The following is an 18900-nucleotide window of genomic DNA, read 5'->3' as shown; positions in this document are numbered from 1 at the left end:
GATCGTTGGCGTCTTCCTTCATGCGTGCAGCGACTGCATGCCGACACAGCGGGGAATTCGGGTGGCCATCGGTCCGGGGAGACGCCTTTGAGCGCGCACAGCGATGCCAGATCGTTCGGGAAAGGCCCGCGTGCGGCGTCCGTGCGCGCGCTGCCGGCCCGCACGGCGGGCAGCTGGATCCTCGGGCCATCCCGCGACCTGCTCTTCATCGTCGCCGCGCCGGTGCTGGTGCTGGTGCTGGCCACGGCGCTGTTCGGCTGGCAGGGCGCGGCGCGGGCCACCTCGCTGATCCTGGTGACCCATGTGGTGATGACGGTGGCCCATCACCTGCCGACCTTCATCCGCATCTACGGCGACGTCGAGCTGTTCCGCCGTCACCGCTGGACCTTCCTGCTGGCGCCGGTGATTCCGTTCCTGGGCGCGCTGTCGGCGCTGACCTATCTCAACGCCCGCGGCGATCCGGTGGAGAACGTGCTCTACCTGTTCCTGCTGCTCACGCTGTGGGATCCGTGGCATTTCCTGATGCAGCACTACGGCTTCACCCGCCTCTACGACCGCGGCGGCAACGCGCCGCCGCCGCTGGCCGCGCGCATGGATCTGGTGCTGTCCATCGGCTGCTTCGTCGCCATCATGCTGCTGTGCGGGGACTGGCTACCCGACCTGCTGGAAGACCTGTACCGGGTCGCCGGCCTGCCGCTGATCCTGGCCCTGCCCGATGCGCTGCCGCAGGCGCTGGCGCGCGCGGGCCTGACGCTGGGCGGCGTGTCGATCGCGGCCTATGCGGGTTACCTCGTGTACTGCCGGCACAAGGGCTGGCGGATCAGCCGGATCAAGCTCGCGCTGTGCCTGAGCTTCTTCGCGGTGATGTATCTGGCCTACACGCCCAATGCTTGGATCCAGGCCCTGGCGCCGGGCTGGAGCTTCAAGGTCGGCTTCGCCGTGGTCGGCATCGTGCACATGACCCAGTACCTGGCCATCGTCTGGCACTACAACCGCAACCTGGCCCGGCGCCCGGGACGCGCACGCGGCGGCGTGTTCGCGCGCGCCTTCGCGCGCGGCGGGCTGGCCATCGCACTGGTCTACACCGTGCTCTGCCTGGGCTACGGCGCCGTGCTGTCCGGCCAGCATGCCTCGCGCGGGTGGATGACGCTGCTGCTGGCGCTGGGCTTCACCTCGACCCTGCTGCACTACTACTTCGACGGCTTCATCTGGAAGCTGCGCCACCGCCAGAACCAGGAGAACCTGCAGACGGCAGGCGAGGCGGTCAGCTCGTCGTCGGAAGGCGCGCGCTCGTGGTGGACACACGGCGCCGCACGCGGCCCCGGCACCGTGCTGGCCAGGCACGCGCTCTACTTCGGTGTGCCGATGCTGCTGCTGACGATCGGCGCGGCCCGCGTCTGGCGCGCGCCGATGACGCCTTACACCGCGCACATGGTGCAGGCGCAGTGGCTGGCCGGCCAGGGCGACGCGGCCGGGGCCGTGCGCGCGGCGCGGCAGGCCCTGGCCGCCATGGACGCGCAGTATCCGCTGGCATCGAAGCTCGCCGCCCTGCAGCCGAGCGCCTCGCGCCAGGCGGCGCTGGCCTTCCTGCTGCACGACCGCGCCCGCTACCGGCAGATGCTGCTGCCCACCCTGGACGCGAGGCCGATCACCCAGGCGCAGCGGCACGCCTACGCCCAGGCGGTGACCGATGCGGCCGACCGGCTGGAGCACGCCCTGGCGCTGCGCGGCAGCCCCGCCCACGAAGGCCGCGAACGGATGACCGCGGACGACGTGCGTCGCGTCGTCTCCGAATGGCGCGCCGAGGCGCGCGCCCTGCAGCCGGGCCACGCCTGATGACACCGCCCCGCACACGCCCCTTCCCTTGCGCCTTGTTCTGGAGACCGGATGACATGCAGCTCCGCATCGCCCTGTTCCTGATCCTCGTACTGTGCGGCGCCTGGCTCTCGCCAGCGGCGCACGCCGCCACGTCCCTGCCCCGGATCCGCCTGTTCACCACCGGCGGCACCATCCAGAGCCTGGGCTCGGATCGGCAGAAGCTCATGGAGTACGACAGCGGCAAGGTCGGCCCGAAGGAGCTGATCGCCGACCTGCCCGAGCTGCACGACATCGCCGACCTGAGCTACACCGAGGTCGCCAACGTCGGCTCGCCGTCGATGAACACCGAGCTGCTGCTCAAGCTCGCGCAGGAGGTCAACGCCTGGCTCGCCCAGCCCGATTCCGACGGCGCGGTGATCACCCACGGCACCGCCACGCTGGAGGAGACCGCCTACTTCCTCAGCCTGGTGATCCACTCGGACAAGCCGACGGTGGTGGTCGGCGCGATGCGCCCGTTCTCGGCGGTCAGCCGCGATGGCCCGTTCAATCTCTACAACGCGGTGCGGGTGGCCGCCGCGCCGGCCTCGCGCGCGATGGGCGTGCTGATCGTGCTCAACGACCAGATCGGCGCCGCGCGCGACACGACCAAGGGCAACACCTATCGGGTGGACACCTTCGTGGCGCGCGACGTCGGCCCGCTCGGCTACGCCGATTCGGACCGCATCGTCTATTACCGCCGCCCGCTGTATCGCCACACCGCACGCTCGGAGTTCGACGTGTCCGGGCTGAAGGAACTGCCGCGCGTGGACGTCAGCTACATCTACCAGGACGGCGACGGCACGGCCGTGGACGCCTTCGTCGCGGCCGGCGCCAAGGGCATCGTCCTGACCGGGGGCGTGGGCGAGGCCGGCAAGCGCGCACGCGCCAAGGGGGTGCTGCTGGTGATGAGCGACCGCAAGGGGTCCGGGCGGGTCATGACCAGCGCCCGCGCGGCCGCCGACGGGCTGATTACCGCGGACAACCTGCCGCCGCACAAGGCCCGGATCCTGCTGCGCCTGGCCCTGACCCGGACCACGGATCCGGCCGAGATCCAACGCATCTTCAACGAATACTGACCCTGGGAGGCACTAAGGCATGACAGTCGACAAGACGTGGTGGGCCTGGCCGCTGGCCCTGCTGCTGGGCGCGGCCAGCGCCCAGGAGATTCCCCGCAACATCCCCATGCCACCGGCGCCGGCAGCGCCAGAAGCGCTGCCCACCGTGGTGCTGATGTCCTACGGCGGCACCATCGCCAGCCGCGGCACGCCACGCCTGAACATCACCAACTACGGCGGCAAGGGCGTGCCGCGCGTGGATCCGCAGGACTGGCTCGACGACCTGCCCGAGCTGAAGAACGTGGCCAACATCGTGCTGGACGACCAGCGCGGCCCGCCCGACGCGCCGCAGGCGGTCTACGCCGACCAGGTCCGCATCGCCGCGCGGATGAATGCACTGGCGCGCGATCCGAGCGTCCACGGCATCGTGCTGACCCACGGCACCAACTCCATGGCCGAGACCGCCTACTACCTCGACCTGGTGGTGAAGACCGACAAGCCCATCGTCCTGGTCGGCTCGCAGCGGCCGTGGACCGGGCTGTCGGGCGACGGCCCGCGCAATCTCTACGACGCGGTGCGCGTGGCGGCCAGCGACCAGGCCCGCGGCAAGGGCGTGCTGCAGGTGATGAATCAGCTGATCAATCCGGCGCGCGACGTCAACAAGGGCAGCGCCTACCGGGTCAACGCCTTCCAGGGCATCGACGTCGGCGCGATCGGCTTCGCCGACCCGGACAAGGTGGTGTTCCTGCGCGAACCGCTGCGGCGGCACACCGTGACCTCCGAATTCGCCGGGCGTGACTACCCGAAACTGCCGGTGGTGGAGATCGCCTATGCCTACCGCGACGCGCCCGGCTACCCGATCGATGCGATGGTCGCCCATGGCGCCAAGGGCATCGTCGTGGACGGCACCGGCGCCGGCTCGCCCACCGCCTCGCAGACCGAGGCCATCAAGCGCGCGCAGGCCAAGGGCGTGGTGGTGGTCGCCACCGCGCGCACCCGCGGCGGGCGCGTCCAGGACACGCCGCGCCGGCGCGAGGCCGGCATCGTCCCCGGCGACAACCTGACGCCGGAGAAGGCCCGCATCCTGCTCCAGCTCGCCCTGAGCAAGACCCGCGACACCGCCGAAATCAAGAGGATCTTCGATGAATACTGACCCGCTCCGTGCGCTCGGGCTGGCGCTGCTCGGGCTGCTGCTGTGCGGCGCGAGCGGCCTGACGCCGGCGGCCGCGCCGGCCGACGCGCAGGCCCCGGCCTACGACCACCACGTGCGGCTGACGCCGCAGAACGCGGTGATCGGCAACTTCCCGGCGCAGAAGGCGCCGATCCTGACCATCGACAGCGGCCAGACCGTGCGCATCGATGGCGGCGGCGGCAACCGCTGGGGCGACAAGCCGCCCCAGCAGTGGCTGCGCGAGCAGGGCCTGCAGCTGGATGCCGAGCAGGCGCAGGCGATCGACGAGGTGGCCGCGGTGCTGGCCCAGACGCAGCGCCAGCCCGGCTTCCCGAGCGGACACCTGCTGGTCGGGCCGATCGCCGTCCGCGGCGCGATGCCGGGCGATGTGCTGGAGGTGCAGATCCTGTCGGTGACGCCACGCATTCCCTACGGCGTGGTCAGCATGGCGCCGGGCCGCGGTGGCCTGCCGGAGGACGTCAGGGAAGCGTACGCGAAGGTGGTGCCGCTCGACCTTGTGCGGAAGGTCGGCCGCTTCGAGCCGGGCATCGAGGTGCCCCTGGCTCCCTTCAACGGCGTGATGGGCGTGCTGCCACCGGCGCAGGAAGGCGCCAACCGGGCCAGCGGCCCGCCCGGGGCGTTCGGCGGCAACCTGGACTGCAAGGAGCTGGTCGCCGGCAGCAAGCTGCTGCTGCCGGTGTTCCATCCGGGCGCGCTGTTCTTCACCGGCGACTCGCACGCCGCGCAGGGCGACGGCGAGGTCACCATCACCGCCATCGAGACCGCCAACACCACGGTGCTGCGCTTCGTGCTGCACAAGGGCATGGGCCTGACCATGCCGCGCGCGGAGACCCCGACCCACTACATCGCCTTCGGACTGGACCCCGATCTGGACCTGGCCATGCAACAGGCCATCCGCCAGACCAACGCCTTCCTGCGGCAGGAGAAGGGCCTGGACTTCCAGCGCGCCTTCGCCCTGGCCAGTATCGGCATCGACTTCCGGGTGACGCAGGTGGTGGACGGGGTCAAGGGCATCCACGCGATGATCCCCAAGCGCCTGTTCGTCGACGCCCCGCCGAAGTGACACCGCGCGCGCCGGCCGGGTGCCGGCGCGCGCTCAGAAGTTCCGCCTGACGCTCAGCAGCCAGTTGGCCTCGGGCATGGCGGTCAGGGTGACATCGCCCAGCCGATCGCCGGTCTTGGCGCGGTAGTAGCGCGCGTCGAACACGTTGCGGCCATCGAGCTGGACCTGCCACGCACCGCGCGTCCACTGTACGCCGGCGTTGAACACATAGGCCTGCGGCAGCCTCACCACCTTCAACCGGCTGGCATAGGTGGGCGAGAAGTAGTTGCCGCCGAACAGGAACTTGAGCCCTGCGCCGCTGGAGAGCTGCAGGTTGAAGCCCATCTGCCGGTTCGGCGTGCCCTGCTTCTCCTCGTATTCGCGCATGCCCGCGGGCAGGACGAGGATCGCGCGCCCGCCGTATAGGAACGCCTCGGCCGGATAGACCACCTTGCCGGTGGCCGGGTCCACCACGTCTGCGAAGCCCAGCGTGCGCGCATCGACCACGATGCCGATGCTGTAGTTGGGGTCGAACACCGTCTTCTCGTGCGCGGCGTAGAACGAGGCGGAGAAGTGGGGGCTCGGCGTCCACGCCAGCTCCAGCTCCCAGCCCCGGGTCCTGGTCGAGGTGGCGTCCGCGGCCACGCTCACGTCGGTCGGCGAATGGATCCCGCTGCGCTGCTGGCGGTAGACGGCCGCGCTGAAGAACAGGTCGCCCGACAGCGGCGCACCCTTGATGCCCGCCTCGAACAGGGTGGACTGGCCGATATGGCCGGCCTCGACCACCGCCCGGTCGATGATGTTGTCGTTGCCGTCCAGCACCACGCTCGCCCGCGCCGCGGTGAGATAGAGGTGCAGATTGCCCGGCAGGCTGCGGGTGAGGCTGGCGCTCCACGATGCGCCCGCATCCCAGGCGCTGGCGCGCCGGTCGCGGGTGGCGAGCACGCCGGGGTTGGCCGAGGTGCCCGCGCCGACATCGGTCGTGCCGGCGTACTCCACCGTGCTGGCCCGCGACACGTCCAGGCGCGCACCCAGCAGCAGGCGGGTGTGGGGCGACAGCTCCAGGTCCAGCAGCGCGCCGGTGCCCAGCTCCAGCAGCCGCGTGCGCTCGTCGTAGGTGACCGGATAGCCACCGGACTGGATGTCGCTGTTCTCCAGGCAGTTGGTGAAGGTCGCATTGGGCGTCATGCCGTTCCTGCCGTTGTCCCAGGTGGACGCCATCACATCGGTGCGATGCGTGGAGAAGTCCCCGGTGCACTGCCGCGTATGCGCATCGGTGTAGCGGAGATTGGTGGAGACCATGAAGCTGCGCTCCAGCCCCGACGCCGAGCGCAGGCGCCGGGTGAGGGTGAACTTGTCCTCCAGGACCCACGGCGTCTGCTCGGTTCCGAACGGCTGGTTGGAACTCTTGTACTGGCGCATGACATCGGTGAACAGCTGGTTCTTCATCGTGGCATCCGGATCGGCATCGTCGATCAGGTCCACGTAGGCGGTGTACAGGTCGGCGCGCAGGTCGCGCTCGTAGGCGGCGAAGCGGCGCCGGTCCAGCGTGTCGTAGGACACCGTGCTCGGGTCCAGGGCGAAGCCGGCCGGCACCGCGCCCCTGGCCGGCCGCGGCCCGCCGACGCCCTGCCCGCGCAGCAACCCGGTCGGGTCGGCCTCCGGATGCGCGACCAGGTAGTCGTACATCGTGCGCGGAATGCCCGGGACGGTGGGGAACTGGCTCAGCAGCAGCCGATGGCCCTGCGCGTCGGTCGGCCAGGCCCAGGCCTGCCGCAGGGGCTGATTGTTCGGCCCCAGCGCGCCGGACACCGGGGAGGCGGTGTTCAGTTCCTTGAGGCCGATGGCCTGGCTCCCGTCCAGATCCAGATTGACCAGCGGCGTTCCGCGCACATAGGTGCCATCGTCGATCAGCGCCTGGGTCACCCGCCCCAGCAGCGCGCCGGCCGTGCGCGAGGCCTGCAGGTTCAGTCCGGTCTCCAGGCGGAACCTGCCGAACATGGGCTCCACGCTCAACGCGCCCTGGAACACCTTGATGTCCAGCGGCACGTTGCGCGCATAGCTGTTGGAATCCACCACGCTGCCGTAGAGGTCGTAGCTGGCGCTGCGCTCGCCCAACTGCAGCGGGCCGCCGACGTCGAAGCTGGCCTCCCTGTGCTGGTAGCTGCCCAGCGTCGCCTCCAGCCAGCCCCGCCTCGTCTCATCGCTGGCGGGCACTGCGCGGCTGGCGCGCGGCACCATGTTGATGTAGCCGCCGATCCGGCCCATGCCGTAGATGGGCGATGGCGGGCCGCGCACGATCTCGATGCTGCTGGCCGCCGACAGCAGCGAGGGCGTATGCCCCTGCAGGTTCAGACGCTTCATGCCGCGGAAGAAGATGTCGCCCGGCACGCCGCGGATGTCGATGCCGCCCTGGATGCCGAAGCGGGTCGGGGTGAACGTGCCGGGCGCGACCCTGGCCAGATCGTCGATGGCCGACACGGCGTTGTCGTCGAGGCTTTCCTCCTGCACCAGGGTCACCGCGCGCGGCGTCTCGATCAGGCGCTTGTTGATCCCCAGGGCGAAGCTGCTGTGCAGGTTGGACCAGCGTGGCTGCGGCAAGGCCAGCGCCTCCACCGAATCCATCAGCGGGATATGCGACTGCGCCGCGTCTTCGGCGCCAGACGCGCGAGGAACGGAGGCGTCCGGCGAGGACTCCGCGTCCGGCACGACCGCAACCGCGCCGGCGGTGACCCGCTTCCAGCGCATGCCGCTGCCCTGCAGCAGGCTGTCCAGCGCCTGCTCGGCCGACATCCGGCCCGCGACCACCGGCGCGCGTTTGCGTTCCAGCCACTCCAGCGAATAGACGACCTGCAGCCCGCTCTGTTCGCTGAAACGATCCAGGGCATCGGCCAGGGCGCCGGGCGGGATGCGGAAGTCGAACGCACGCGCCCGCTCCGCTTCGGACCAGGCACGGTCCGAGGCCATCGATGCCGAGGGCTGGGCGAGGACGGTGGCGCCGGCGAACACGGCCAGGCAACCGGACAGGCCGGACAGCTTCACAATTCCGCGAGCAAGCCGCCTTGCAGGCAAGAAGGGCATTTTCGGCGTCGATATGAGAGGGGACTAACTGGCCGCTCCGCGGAACTCCCACTTCCTCCATCCCGCTGGAACGATACTGCATTGCACAAAAAAACGAATCCTCTCCACGCATGTCCGCCCGCACACACGCAGGCAATCTCGCGTGCATGGCGTTGCGCCGCGCACGGCGCAGCCGCGGCGCGCGCATCCGGCCGCATCCGGCATCGAGGGCCGGTCGCGCCGCGCAGCCCCTGCACGCGGCCCGGCCGGGCCCCTGGAACATCGCGATCGCGGCGGCGTCGCCCTCCCCGGGCGACCCTGTTTTCTTCCATCACAACAGCAGGACGCGCGGAGCCGAGGCGGGCCCGGCCCGCCGCGCGCTTCGGCGGGTCTGCGTCAGCGCATGCGCGTGCGTTCGAGGATCAGGATCCGGTCCTTCTCCCTGACCGTGCGGATCGGGAGAATGGAGGCGAACGCGGCGACCGTGGTGTCGCTGTCGTTGGCCTGGAAGTTCCCGCTGATCCTGAGCGTGGACAGTCCGGGCTCGGCCAGCACGACCGGGATGCGTGCGTAGCGGTTGATCTCCTGCACGGCCTCGTCCAGGGGCGTGTCGCGGAACAGCAGGCGCCCCCGCGACCAGCTGGTGGCCACGTCCACGTCGGCGCGTTCCCTGTGCCAGGCCGTGCGTCCATCCAGCGGCAGCAGCAGGCGCTCGCCCGGGCGCAGGCGCTGCGCGGTCGCGGCCGATCCCGCGCCGCTTTCCACGCGCACCGAGCCTTCGCTCAGGGTCACCGCGATCAGGGCATCGCGACGATCGACCTGGAACCGGGTCCCCAGCGCGACGGTCCTGTAGCCATCCGCGTCCACCTCGAACGGGCGGTCGCGATCGTGGGCCACCGCGAACAGCGCGCGTCCGGCCAGCAGCGCGATGCGGCGCTCGGAGCGGCTATAGGCCACCTGCACGCGCGTGCCGACATCCAGGTCGATGCGCGAGCCGTCCGGCAGGTCGATCCTGCGCGGCGCATCGGTGGCGGCGTAGGTCGTCTGCGGGTCGGCACCGCCCAGCGCCGGCCGCCACTGCACGGCGGCCACGACGGCCGCACAGGCGGCCAGCGCCACGAGCGTCCACGTCGTCCGGGCCAGGCGGCGATGCGCGCCCCCGACGGGCTGCTCGGCCTGCGCGACCAGCCGCGCCATCTCCGGATCGCAGCGGCCCAGTTCGGCCACCCCGTCGGCCAGCAGCTGCGCGGCCGCGAACGCGTCGGCGTGCGCCGGATCGCGCTCGAGCCAGGCCTGCAGCGCGGCGCGCTCCTGTTCGGTCTGCGCGCCGGACCACTGCCTGGCGGCGTGTCTTGCCGCGTCCTGCAGCAGCTTCTCTTCGTCTCTAGTGTCCACTGATCGTTCCATTCTGTTTGGCCACCCTGCTCATGCACACGGCAAGGGCATGGCTGATGTGTTTTTCCACCATCTTCACGGAGATCCCGCAGTGCCTGGCGATCTCGGGGTAGGTCATGCCCCTGGCGCGGCTGAGCAGGAACACCGTGCGGCACTTGAGCGGAAGCTCCTCGATCGTCTGTCGCACGATCGACAGTTCCTGCTTGGCCTGGACGTGCTGCTCCGAGGACGGGGTCTGCGCGGTCAGCTCGAAATCATCGATGTTGCATTGATGGGAAACATGCCGGACCCGTTCGCTGCGCTTGAGGTCGTTGGCGACGTTGATGGCGATCCGGAACAGCATCGAGGTGGGCGAGCGCAGCGCCGTCGAGCCGTTGTACTGGAGCATCCTGATGTAGGTCTCCTGCACGACATCGTGGGCATCCTCCGGACATCGCAGCCGGCTTCGCAGGAACTGGATCAGCGAGACATGGCTGGTCCGCACCAGCGCGTCGACATCCAGCGGTACCTCGTCCAACGCGCACACGGTGTCCTCTTCCTCGACGGTGAAAGCCTCTTCGGAGATCTTGCTCATTGAGTGATTCGCCACATGCCCGACCTCAAGCATCTCTTGAGAAGAACGCAGACCACCTCCCCTCGGACAGACGTCCGTTTCCGCCGACCCCCTACCTCAGCGCGCGAAGAAAGTTCGGCCGCCGAAGACGACGCACGCCGGCCGCCGGCAAGGCAGCGCCGGCCGCGAGCGTCCGTGTTCGGGGAAAGCCGGCCTGTCCGTGGGACGGGCGGAAGCGCAGTGCTCTACGGCGTCGGCCGCCGTCGTGTCGCGCGCGACGGGCCTGAGCCTCAGATTCCGGGGAATGGCGCGGTGACGCAAGCGGCAACGGTCGCCCAATGCGCGCCGGACGACCTGGCTGTCGCAGCGGCGCCTGACATCGCAGCCGAGCCGTGGACCGGACCCGGGCGCGGCGAGACGGGAGAATCTGCGTGACGACCGCGGCGCGGCCGACTCAGGCCAGCAGCGGGCAGCCGTCGGGCAGGTGCATGCGCAGGCGGCCGGGCACGCAGTCCACGCGGAAGTGGCGCGAGGTCTCCGGCTCGCCGTCCAGGTTGAGCGTGATCGGCTCGGCCACGTCGATCTCCACCCACGGCAGGCGCGCGCGCACGGCGGCCTGTTCCAGCGCCGCGCGCTTGCCGCCGGTGATCAGCGTGCCCAGCGTGGCGGCGAAGGCGCCAGTCAGCTCGGGGACGATGGTCAGCTCCAGCAGGCCGTCGTCGACCAGCGCGTCCGGGCACAGCGCCTGGCCGCCGCCGGCCTGGCGGCCGTTGCCCAGCCCCAGCGCGATGAAGCTGTCCTCCCAGGCGAAGTCGGGCCCGCGGAAGCGCGCCCGCATCGGCTCGACCCGGCCCAGTCGCGACAGGCCGGTGACCACATAGGCCAGGCCGCCGAGCACGCGCTTCATCGCCTCGTCGGTCTCCACCGTAACCTGGGTGCCGAAGCCGCCGGTGGCCATGTTGGCGCACCAGTGCGGGCCGTGGTCGGCGGTGACGCGCAGCAGGTCGATGGGCCGCGCCGGCGCCTCGGCGATCAGCGCCAGCGCGGCCTGCGGCTCGAGCGGCAGCTCGGCGGCGGTGGCGAAGTCGTTGGCCGTGCCCAGCGGCAGCAGGGCCAGCGCGGGCAGCGCGTCGGCGCCCTCGTCGCGATGGGCCAGGGTGGTGGCGACCTCGCTGAGCGTGCCGTCGCCGCCGCCGGCGATCACCGTGTCCACGCCGTCGGCGATGGCCTCGGTGACGTAGCGCTCGGCGTCGCCGCTCTCCCAGGTCACGCGCACGTCCAGCCGCGCGCCGCGCTCGCGCGCCTGCGTCACCGCGGCGCGCACCGCATCGTTGCCGGCGGCCTTGCCGTTGAGGATCAGACACCAGCGCGGCTGGGACATGGGAAGGGCAACGGACGTGGGGTGGCGCAGGCTAGCAGTCGCCGCGGCCCCCGGCTGTCATGTTCCCGTCAGATACGGCGCGTAGCGTGGAAGGCCATAGCAGGGACGACGGAGGGAGGCAGGATCAGCCTCCAGTCTTCGCGGGAACCGCGCCGGGGCGACTCGACGCGGTTCTTTTTTTGCTTTCGTGGGAGCCGCCATGGCGGCGATGGAGCTTTCCCGGTAAGGCCCTATCGCCGCCATGGCGGCTCCCACCGAGCCAGACCGAACCAAACCCCCTCGAGTCAAGGCCGCAGGAACTTCAGGTCCGACGGCGCCGCCACTTCCACCGCCTGCAGCGTCTTGCCGAGCTTGCCGGTGTGCGGGTCGCGCGCCAGCACCACGATCCGGTTGGCGCCCTGCACGGCGATCAGCAGGAAGCGCCCGGACGGATCGATGGCGAACTCGCGCGCCTGGCGGCCCTCGGTGGCGCGGCGCTGGATCAGCGTCAGGCCGCCATCGGCGCCGACCGCGAACACGGCCAGATGATCGTCGCCACCGCGATTGATCGCGTACAGGAAGCGTCCGTCCGCCGACAGGTGCAGCGCGCCGCCGCCGTTGCCGCCGGTGAAGCCGGGCGCGAACAGGTTCACCACCTCGCGCAACCGCGGCGCGCCCTGCGCGTCGACGTCCAGCACCGCCACCTGCCCGGCCATCTCCAGGGTCAGGTAGGCGTGCCGGCCGCTGGCGTCGAAGGTCAGGTGCCGCGGCCCGCTGCCCGGCGGCAGCGCCAGGAACGGGGTGGGCGCGGGCTGCAGCGGCCGTTCGGCGTTGGCCTGCGGCGCATAGCGGTAGGCGTACACGCGATCGCCGCCCAGGTCGGAGGCATAGGCGGTCGCGCCGTCGGGCGAGAAGCCGACCCAGTGCACATGCGACGAACGCTGGCGCTCGGGATCCACGTGACTGGCCTGGTAGGTCAGCAGCTGGGTGACCGGCTGCAGCCGGCCCTCCGCGTCGATCGGCAGGACCGCCAGCGATCCACCCGGATGCGTGTCGACCGAATAATTGGCCACCAGCAGATAGCGCCCATCCGGCGTCAGGCTGGCGTGGGTGGGATGGTCGCCGAGGGTGGAGACCTGGCCCTGCAGCGTCAGCCGATGCTGCGCGTCCAGGCTCAGCATCCCGGCGCGGCCGACCGTGTCGCGCGCGCCCGGCCCGTTCTCGCTGACGGCGTACACGCGCGTCTGGTCGGGCGCGAGCACCAGCCAGGACGGGTTGTCCAGGCGCAGCGTCTGCCAGGGCTGCGCGTCCAGCCGGCCGCTGGCGGTATCGAAGCGGTAGGCATACAGCCCCGGCGAGCCGCTGTCGGTATACGAACCGACCAGCAGATCCACCGACGCGGGCGCCGCCACCGCGGCCAGCGGCAGCGCGGCGATCGCCAGCATCGTGGCCTTGAGCAGATTGAACATGGTGCGCCCCTAGCCCTGTGCGAAGTCGGTCAGCGCCTGGCCATCCAGGCGATAGATGGTCCATTCGTCCATCGGCCGCGCGCCCACGGCGCGGTAGAAGTCGATCGCCGGCTGGTTCCAGTCCAGCACCGACCACTCGAAGCGCCCGCAGTCCTTCTCCACCGCCAGCCGCGCCAGGTGGCGCAGCAGGGCCAGGCCGGCGCCCTGGCCGCGCGCCTGCGGCCGCACGAACAGGTCCTCCAGATAGAGGCCGTTGCGCCCTTTCCAAGTGGAGTAGTTGAAGAAGTACACCGCAAAGCCCAGCGCCACGCCGTCCTGCTCGCAGAGCACGCAGTAGGCGGTGGCGCCCGCGTCGAACAGGGTGCGCCCCAGGTCGGCCTCGGTGGCCTGGACCGCGTGCGGCTCGCGCTCGTACTCGGCCAGCGCGCGGATCAGCTCCAGGATCAGCGGGATGTCCTCGCGCGTGGCGCTGCGGATGGACAGGCTCACTTCGCCCCCGCCACGGCCGCGCGCATCTGCGAGATCACCTGCGCATAGTCCGGGGCGTTGAAGATCGCCGAGCCGGCGACGAAGGTATCGGCGCCGGCGGCGGCGATCTGGCCGATGTTGTCCACCTTCACCCCGCCGTCGATCTCCAGATGGATCCTGCGGCCGCTGGCGTCGATGCGCTCGCGCACCGCGCGCAGCTTGTCCAGCGCCGAGGGAATGAAGGCCTGCCCGCCGAAGCCCGGATTGACCGACATCAGCAGCACCAGGTCCACCTCGTCCAGCACCCAGTCCAGCACGTCCAGCGAGGTGGCCGGATTGAGCACCACGCCGGCGGTGCAGCCGTGCGACTTGATCAGCTGGATCGTGCGGTGCACGTGGCGGCTGGCCTCGGGATGGAAGCTGATGTGGCTCGCGCCGGCCTTGGCGAAGTCCGGCACGACGCGGTCCACCGGCTCGACCATCAGGTGCACGTCGATCGGCGCGGTCACCCCGTACTTGCGCAGCGCCTCGCACACCATCGGGCCGATGGTCAGGTTGGGCACGTAGTGGTTGTCCATCACGTCGAAATGGATCCAGTCGGCGCCGGCGGCGAGCACGGCGTCGACCTCGGCGCCAAGCCGGGCGAAGTCGGCCGACAGGATGGACGGGGAAATGATGCAGTTGGACATGGCGGTCTGCCGGAAGAGGAAAGAGGTCAGGCGGCGCGCTTGCGGCGCAGCGTCTTGATGCGGTCGTAGGCGGCGTTGAGCTCGCGTGCGCGGGCCTCGGCGCGGGCGCGCAGCTCGGGCGCGGCGCCGGCCAGGCGGTCGGGGTGGTACTGGGAGATCAGGCGGCGATAGGCCTGGTCGACTTCCGCATCGCTGGCGTCGCGGGTCAGGTCGAAGGCGCGGTACGGGTTGTCCCGCGACAGCTGGAACCAGTCCCGGTCGAAGGCATGGCCCAGCAGCAGCCCCACCAGGGCGCCGAACACCGGATTGGGGCGGAACAGCAGCGCGCCGGCGATGCCGCCCAGCAGTTTTCCGTACCAGCGATTCATCGGGAGGTCGGGCCTGCGGTGGGGAGGGAAGCGACATTTTACGGTAGGCGGCCCAAGGCCCGTCATCGATCCCCGGGTGGGTCGCGCCGTGCTTGCGCGTGCCCGGGGCAAGGAAGCGGGAGGGAGTGGACGTCCGTCCACGACCGAGCGATGACGCAGTCTCCGCAAGGGCGGCCCTTCGGGTGGGCGCCGCAGGGCGGCACCAACGCGGCCTGCCCGGGGATCGATGATGGGCCCTTGGCACCTGTCGCTTTGCGCGCAGGCGCGTACACTACGCGGCCCGCCGCCGCCTTAACCGGCGCGCCGGCACACGCAGCGAGCGGGGTTTCGAGCGCCTTTCGCCTCACGCCAGGAGTGCTGTGTGCCCACCACGCTGTTGCAAGCCGATCTGCCCGGTCTGACCCTGCGCCATCGCGGCAAGGTCCGCGACGTCTTCGACATCCCACGCGAACGCCTGCCGGCCAACGCCGCGCCCGGCGACTATCTGCTGATCGTCGCCACCGACCGCCTCTCCGCCTTCGACGTGGTCCTGCCCGACCCGATCCCCGGCAAGGGCGAGATGCTGTGCCAGATCTCCAATTTCTGGTTCGACAAGACCGCCCACCTGATGCCCAACCACCTGACCGGCATCGAGGTCGCCGACGTCCTGCCCGAGGGCGTGGACCCGGCGCTGTACGCCCGCCGCGCGGTGGTCACGCGCAAGCTCAAGCCGGTGCCGGTGGAGGCCATCGCCCGCGGCTATCTGATCGGCAGCGGCTGGAAGGACTACCAGCGCACCGGCAAGATCAGCGGCATCGAGCTGCCCGACGGCCTGCAGCAGGCGCAGAAGCTGCGCGAGCCGATCTTCACCCCCTCGACCAAGGCCGCGGTCGGCGACCACGACGAGAACATCGACTTCGACGCCATGGTCAAGACCGTCGGCGGCGACCTGGCCGAACGCGTGCGCGATGCGACCCTGCGCATCTACAGCTTCGCGGCCGAGTACGCCGCCTCGCGCGGCATCCTGCTGGCCGACACCAAGTTCGAGTTCGGCACCGATGCCGACGGCCGCCTGTACATCATGGACGAGATGCTGACGCCGGATTCCTCGCGCTACTGGCCGGCCGACGAGTACCAGGTCGGCCTCAGCCCGCCCAGCTACGACAAGCAGATCGTGCGCGACTACCTGGAGACGCTGGACTGGGGCAAGACCGCGCCCGGCCCGGTGCTGCCGCCGGAAGTGATCGAGCGCACCCGCGCCCGCTACGCCGAGGCCCTGCTCAAGCTGGCCGACATCCGCCTGGACTGAACGGCGCCAAGCACCCCGCGCGCGACGCGGGGTGCGCTTCACAAACCTGGCCGCAGACGCCGGGTATCCTCCGGCCCGATGACGCGCCCCGCCCGGGGCGCCTTGTTTGCGATCAGGAGGATCCAGTGGTCTTCACCCGCACGCTCGTGCCCGTGTCCGCGCTGATTCTGGCGCTCGCCGCCTGCAAGCCGCAGGCGCCCGCCCCTGCTGCCGCGCCTGTCCCCGCTGCGCCAGCCGCGTCCGCCGCGGCCCCGGCCAACTGCCCCGATGCGGACTTCGACCACTTCGTACAGCGCTTCAGCGCCGACATCGCGGTCCAGGAAAAGGCCACGGCCGATCCGTTGACGATGATCCAGCTCGATCCGAACGCCCAGCCCGAACCTGCGCCGGTGACCCGCCAGGTCCCGCTGGCCGAGGTCGAATGGCCGGTGATTCCCAACCTGGAGGCGGCCCGCAACGGTGGACGCGAGGTCGTGGTCTCCGACGAGGCCGGCGGACGCAAGGTGCTGGTGCGCACGCCGGACAGCGGCGACCAGCAGGTCTATTACTTCGCCCAGCGCCCCTGCTGGACCCTGGTGAAGGTGGACGACCAGTCGCTTTGAGTCGATGAATCGCTCGGACGCGCCATGGCAGAGGAGATTGGCCCGCCGGGCTTCGAACAGTTCGACCCGCATGCCGGACGCCGCTGACCGTATGGCCTGCCTTCCCGTGACTCGCACCGCCCAGGAGGTGACCTGATGCGCCCCGCCCGCTCCATCCTGCCCGCCTTGGGCCTCACCCTGGTGCTGGCCGCCTGCGGCGGCAAGACGCCTTCCACGGATCAGACCGCCGAAACGCCGGCACAGGCTTCGGCTCCCTCACCCTCTCCCGCTTCGACCGAAGCGGCCGCACAAGGACAGAACGGCATGATCAAGGAATGCCCAGGCGCACGCCTGCACCTGGACGCGTTGCCTCGCCAGGACGGCGCCGCCTCCACCAAGACCCAGGTCGAGCTGGAACGCGACGGGCAGCGTCAGACCCTGGCCGCGCCCCCCGAGATGAGCGACTACACCGCGGTGGGCCTGGGCTGCGCCGAAGACGGCAAGGGCGGCGCCTACTTCGTCGTGCAATACGGCGAACTGCCTTATGGCTGCGAGTTCTGCGAGTGGTTCTTCCTCTACGACGCGCAGGGCCGGCTGCTGAATCACGCGACTCCGCCGCTGCATGAGGAAGACGGCCAGCAGAGCCCGAACAACGACGAATACCAACACAAGCTCGAGGAGCTGGGACTCAAGCACCCGGAGGTGGTGCCCTACCCGTCCTGAGCTAAGGAAAGCTCACGCACCGCCATCCGGCGGCGCGTGGCCAACGCAGTACGCAGTACATGGAGCAGTACCCCTCCCAAGGAAGAATCCGTCTCATAGAAAGGAACGCACGACATGACCGACGACACGATCTACACCGAGATGGTGCAGCCCCGCGGGGCCGCCTATCGCAGCGACAGGATCAAACCCTGGAGCCACTACCGCGAACCCATCGACGCCGGCGATGGCCGTCTGCACGGCGAGTCGCGCCGATGGGGCGATGCCACCCCGCAGACCCAGTCCAGGGTGATCGACAACCTGATCGACGCCTCGCGCGAGGCCGGGCTGTCATCGCGCGAGACGGCCTATGTGCTGGCCATCGCCCGGGTCGAATCCGGCTTCAACCCGGATGCGGCCGCGGGGACCACCTCCGCGTCCGGGCTTGGCCAGTTCATCGACCGCACCGGTGGCCAGTACGGGCTCAACAACGCCAACCGCTTCGACGTGCGGACCCAGTCGCAGGCGCTGGTGCAGCACTTCATCGACAATCGGGACCTGGCGCGCAGCCGCGGCCACGGTGAGGACTACATCTACAAGTACCATCACGACGGCCCCAGCAAGGACTATGGCGGTCTCGGCCTGTCCCAGCGCGAGGTGGCGCCCTACCTGGACCGTTACGAGCGCTTCGTCGAACAGCGCCTGTCGCACACCCAGACCCAGGGACACGCACCGACGCATGCGACGCCCTCGCCCGCCTCCCACGCGCAAGGCCACGGCGGCTTCCAGCAGACGATGGAGCGCATGCTGCCGGGCCAGGGCGGTCAAGACCCCCACATCACGGGCAACTTCGGCGAGCATCGTGGCAAGGGGCCGCATGGCGGCACCGACTTCAACTACGAGGGCGGCCAGGCCGGCCGCAACCTGCGGCATCCGACCGTCCATTCGCCCATCGACGGCACGGTGACCTTCTCCGGCGGCCAGTACGGCACGGTGAAGATCCGCGACGCGCAGGGCAATTCGCACGAGATCCTGCATCTGGATTCGCGCTCGGTGAAGGAAGGCCAGGTCGTGCGCGCCGGCGATCCGATCGGCACGATGGGCGGGCGCGGACCCGAAGGCGCCGGCCAATATGCCCAGCACGTGCACTACCAGCTGCGCGATCCGCAGGGCCATCTGATCAGCCCGCAGACGTTCTGGGATCGCCATGCGCCGGCGCAGACCACGTCCGCGCCGACCTCGACCGCGGCACCGCATCGTGGCGCCGGTGCCGAGGTGCTCCAGCACGGCGACCACGGCCCGAACGTGCGCGCCCTGCAGCAGCAGCTCAACACGTTGGGCGTGCGGGACGAGCACGGGCGGCGCTTGGCCGAGGACGGCAAGTTCGGCACGCATACGCAGGCGGCGGTAGAGCGGCTGCAGCGCACGCACGGGATCGCGGTGGATGGCGAGGTCGGGCCGGACACGCGCCGGGCGTTGGCGGCACGACCGGCGATGACGACGCCGGGGCTGGACCAGGCCTCGCATCCGGACCACCGGCTGTATACGGCCATCCGTGCCCAGGTGCCGGCGCCTTATTCGAACGAGCTGGCCGCGCATATCACCGTGCAGGCCAAGCAGCACGGCATCGATACGCCGGAGAAGGTCGGCGGGGTGGCGGTGCAGGACGGCAAGGCTTACGTCGTGGGGACCACGCCGGGCTTCCGCGCCACGGTCGATCTGGCGCAGCCGCCGAGCTTCGAGCACAGCAGTCAGCAGTTGCTGGCGCAGCAGCGGGCGGCTCCGGTCGTCGAGCCGGCGCCGGTGGTGGCGATGCAGCGGTGA

General features: G+C 70.4%; 16 protein-coding genes. 8 read left to right on the top strand and 8 right to left on the bottom strand.

Features of this window, described 5'->3' with window-relative positions:
- Positions 1-141: 141 nt before the first annotated feature.
- From WFQ05_RS14890 to WFQ05_RS14875, 4 genes are read left to right on the top strand one after another with little or no spacing between them, the layout of a single operon-like run.
- The gene (locus tag WFQ05_RS14890) at positions 142-1836 is read left to right on the top strand and encodes a hypothetical protein (RefSeq protein ID WP_337054383.1); all 1695 of its coding nucleotides are present in this window, start codon (positions 142-144) and stop codon (positions 1834-1836) included.
- Positions 1837-1892: 56 nt separating this feature from the next.
- Positions 1893-2933: a type II asparaginase gene (locus tag WFQ05_RS14885; protein WP_130528159.1), complete on the top strand. Its 1041-nt coding sequence runs from the start codon at positions 1893-1895 to the stop codon at positions 2931-2933.
- Between the two features lie 19 nt (positions 2934-2952).
- Positions 2953-4065: an asparaginase gene (locus WFQ05_RS14880; RefSeq protein WP_337054382.1), complete on the top strand. Its 1113-nt coding sequence runs from the start codon at positions 2953-2955 to the stop codon at positions 4063-4065.
- Complete coding sequence (locus WFQ05_RS14875; protein WP_337054381.1) at positions 4055-5167, top strand: acetamidase/formamidase family protein; 1113 nt, start codon at positions 4055-4057, stop codon at positions 5165-5167. Before WFQ05_RS14880 ends, WFQ05_RS14875 begins: the two co-directional genes overlap by 11 nt.
- A gap of 33 nt (positions 5168-5200) precedes the next feature.
- On the opposite strand, the gene WFQ05_RS14870 is transcribed toward WFQ05_RS14875, so the two are convergent.
- The 8 genes from WFQ05_RS14870 to WFQ05_RS14835 form a co-directional block, all read right to left on the bottom strand.
- Positions 5201-8188, bottom strand: a complete 2988-nt coding sequence (locus tag WFQ05_RS14870) for a TonB-dependent receptor plug domain-containing protein (protein WP_337054380.1) — start codon at positions 8186-8188, stop codon at positions 5201-5203.
- A 414-nt stretch (positions 8189-8602) separates the two neighbouring features.
- The gene (locus tag WFQ05_RS14865; protein WP_337054379.1) at positions 8603-9613 is read right to left on the bottom strand and encodes a FecR domain-containing protein; all 1011 of its coding nucleotides are present in this window, start codon (positions 9611-9613) and stop codon (positions 8603-8605) included.
- Positions 9591-10175, bottom strand: a complete 585-nt coding sequence (locus WFQ05_RS14860; RefSeq protein WP_165403031.1) for a sigma-70 family RNA polymerase sigma factor — start codon at positions 10173-10175, stop codon at positions 9591-9593. The genes WFQ05_RS14865 and WFQ05_RS14860 overlap by 23 nt, the downstream gene beginning before the upstream one ends.
- Before the next feature lie 433 nt (positions 10176-10608).
- Entirely contained in the window at positions 10609-11535 is a 927-nt protein-coding gene (gene yegS / locus WFQ05_RS14855) for a lipid kinase YegS (RefSeq protein ID WP_337054378.1), read from the bottom strand.
- A 284-nt stretch (positions 11536-11819) separates the two neighbouring features.
- On the bottom strand, positions 11820-12983 hold the full coding sequence (locus tag WFQ05_RS14850; protein WP_337054377.1) for a lactonase family protein: 1164 nt from the start codon (positions 12981-12983) through the stop codon (positions 11820-11822).
- 9 nt (positions 12984-12992) lie between these two features.
- Positions 12993-13472 carry a GNAT family N-acetyltransferase gene (locus WFQ05_RS14845; RefSeq protein ID WP_130528152.1) on the bottom strand — a complete coding sequence of 160 codons (480 nt, stop codon included), beginning with the start codon at positions 13470-13472 and terminating at the stop codon, positions 12993-12995.
- Positions 13469-14140 carry a ribulose-phosphate 3-epimerase gene (gene rpe, locus WFQ05_RS14840; protein WP_130525034.1) on the bottom strand — a complete coding sequence of 224 codons (672 nt, stop codon included), beginning with the start codon at positions 14138-14140 and terminating at the stop codon, positions 13469-13471. The genes WFQ05_RS14845 and rpe overlap by 4 nt, the downstream gene beginning before the upstream one ends.
- Before the next feature lie 26 nt (positions 14141-14166).
- On the bottom strand, positions 14167-14508 hold the full coding sequence (locus WFQ05_RS14835) for a J domain-containing protein (RefSeq protein WP_130516420.1): 342 nt from the start codon (positions 14506-14508) through the stop codon (positions 14167-14169).
- 361 nt (positions 14509-14869) lie between these two features.
- On the opposite strand from WFQ05_RS14835, the gene WFQ05_RS14830 reads away from it, so the two are divergent.
- The 4 genes from WFQ05_RS14830 (at position 14870) to WFQ05_RS14815 (ending at position 18900) form a co-directional block, all read left to right on the top strand.
- Entirely contained in the window at positions 14870-15796 is a 927-nt protein-coding gene (locus WFQ05_RS14830) for a phosphoribosylaminoimidazolesuccinocarboxamide synthase (RefSeq protein ID WP_130525035.1), read from the top strand.
- A gap of 152 nt (positions 15797-15948) precedes the next feature.
- The gene (locus WFQ05_RS14825; protein WP_228257982.1) at positions 15949-16398 is read left to right on the top strand and encodes a hypothetical protein; all 450 of its coding nucleotides are present in this window, start codon (positions 15949-15951) and stop codon (positions 16396-16398) included.
- A 135-nt stretch (positions 16399-16533) separates the two neighbouring features.
- Entirely contained in the window at positions 16534-17100 is a 567-nt protein-coding gene (locus WFQ05_RS14820; protein ID WP_337054376.1) for a hypothetical protein, read from the top strand.
- Between the two features lie 114 nt (positions 17101-17214).
- Positions 17215-18900, top strand: coding sequence for a peptidoglycan-binding protein (locus tag WFQ05_RS14815; protein WP_337054375.1), 1686 nt, complete (start codon positions 17215-17217; stop codon positions 18898-18900).

Source organism: Pseudoxanthomonas sp. USHLN014, assembly GCF_037153335.1.
In the GTDB taxonomy this organism is placed as follows: Bacteria; Pseudomonadota; Gammaproteobacteria; order Xanthomonadales; family Xanthomonadaceae; genus Pseudoxanthomonas_A; species Pseudoxanthomonas_A winnipegensis.
The sequence above is the reverse complement of the archived record's forward strand: the minus strand, read 5'-3'. Positions and strand labels throughout refer to the sequence as shown.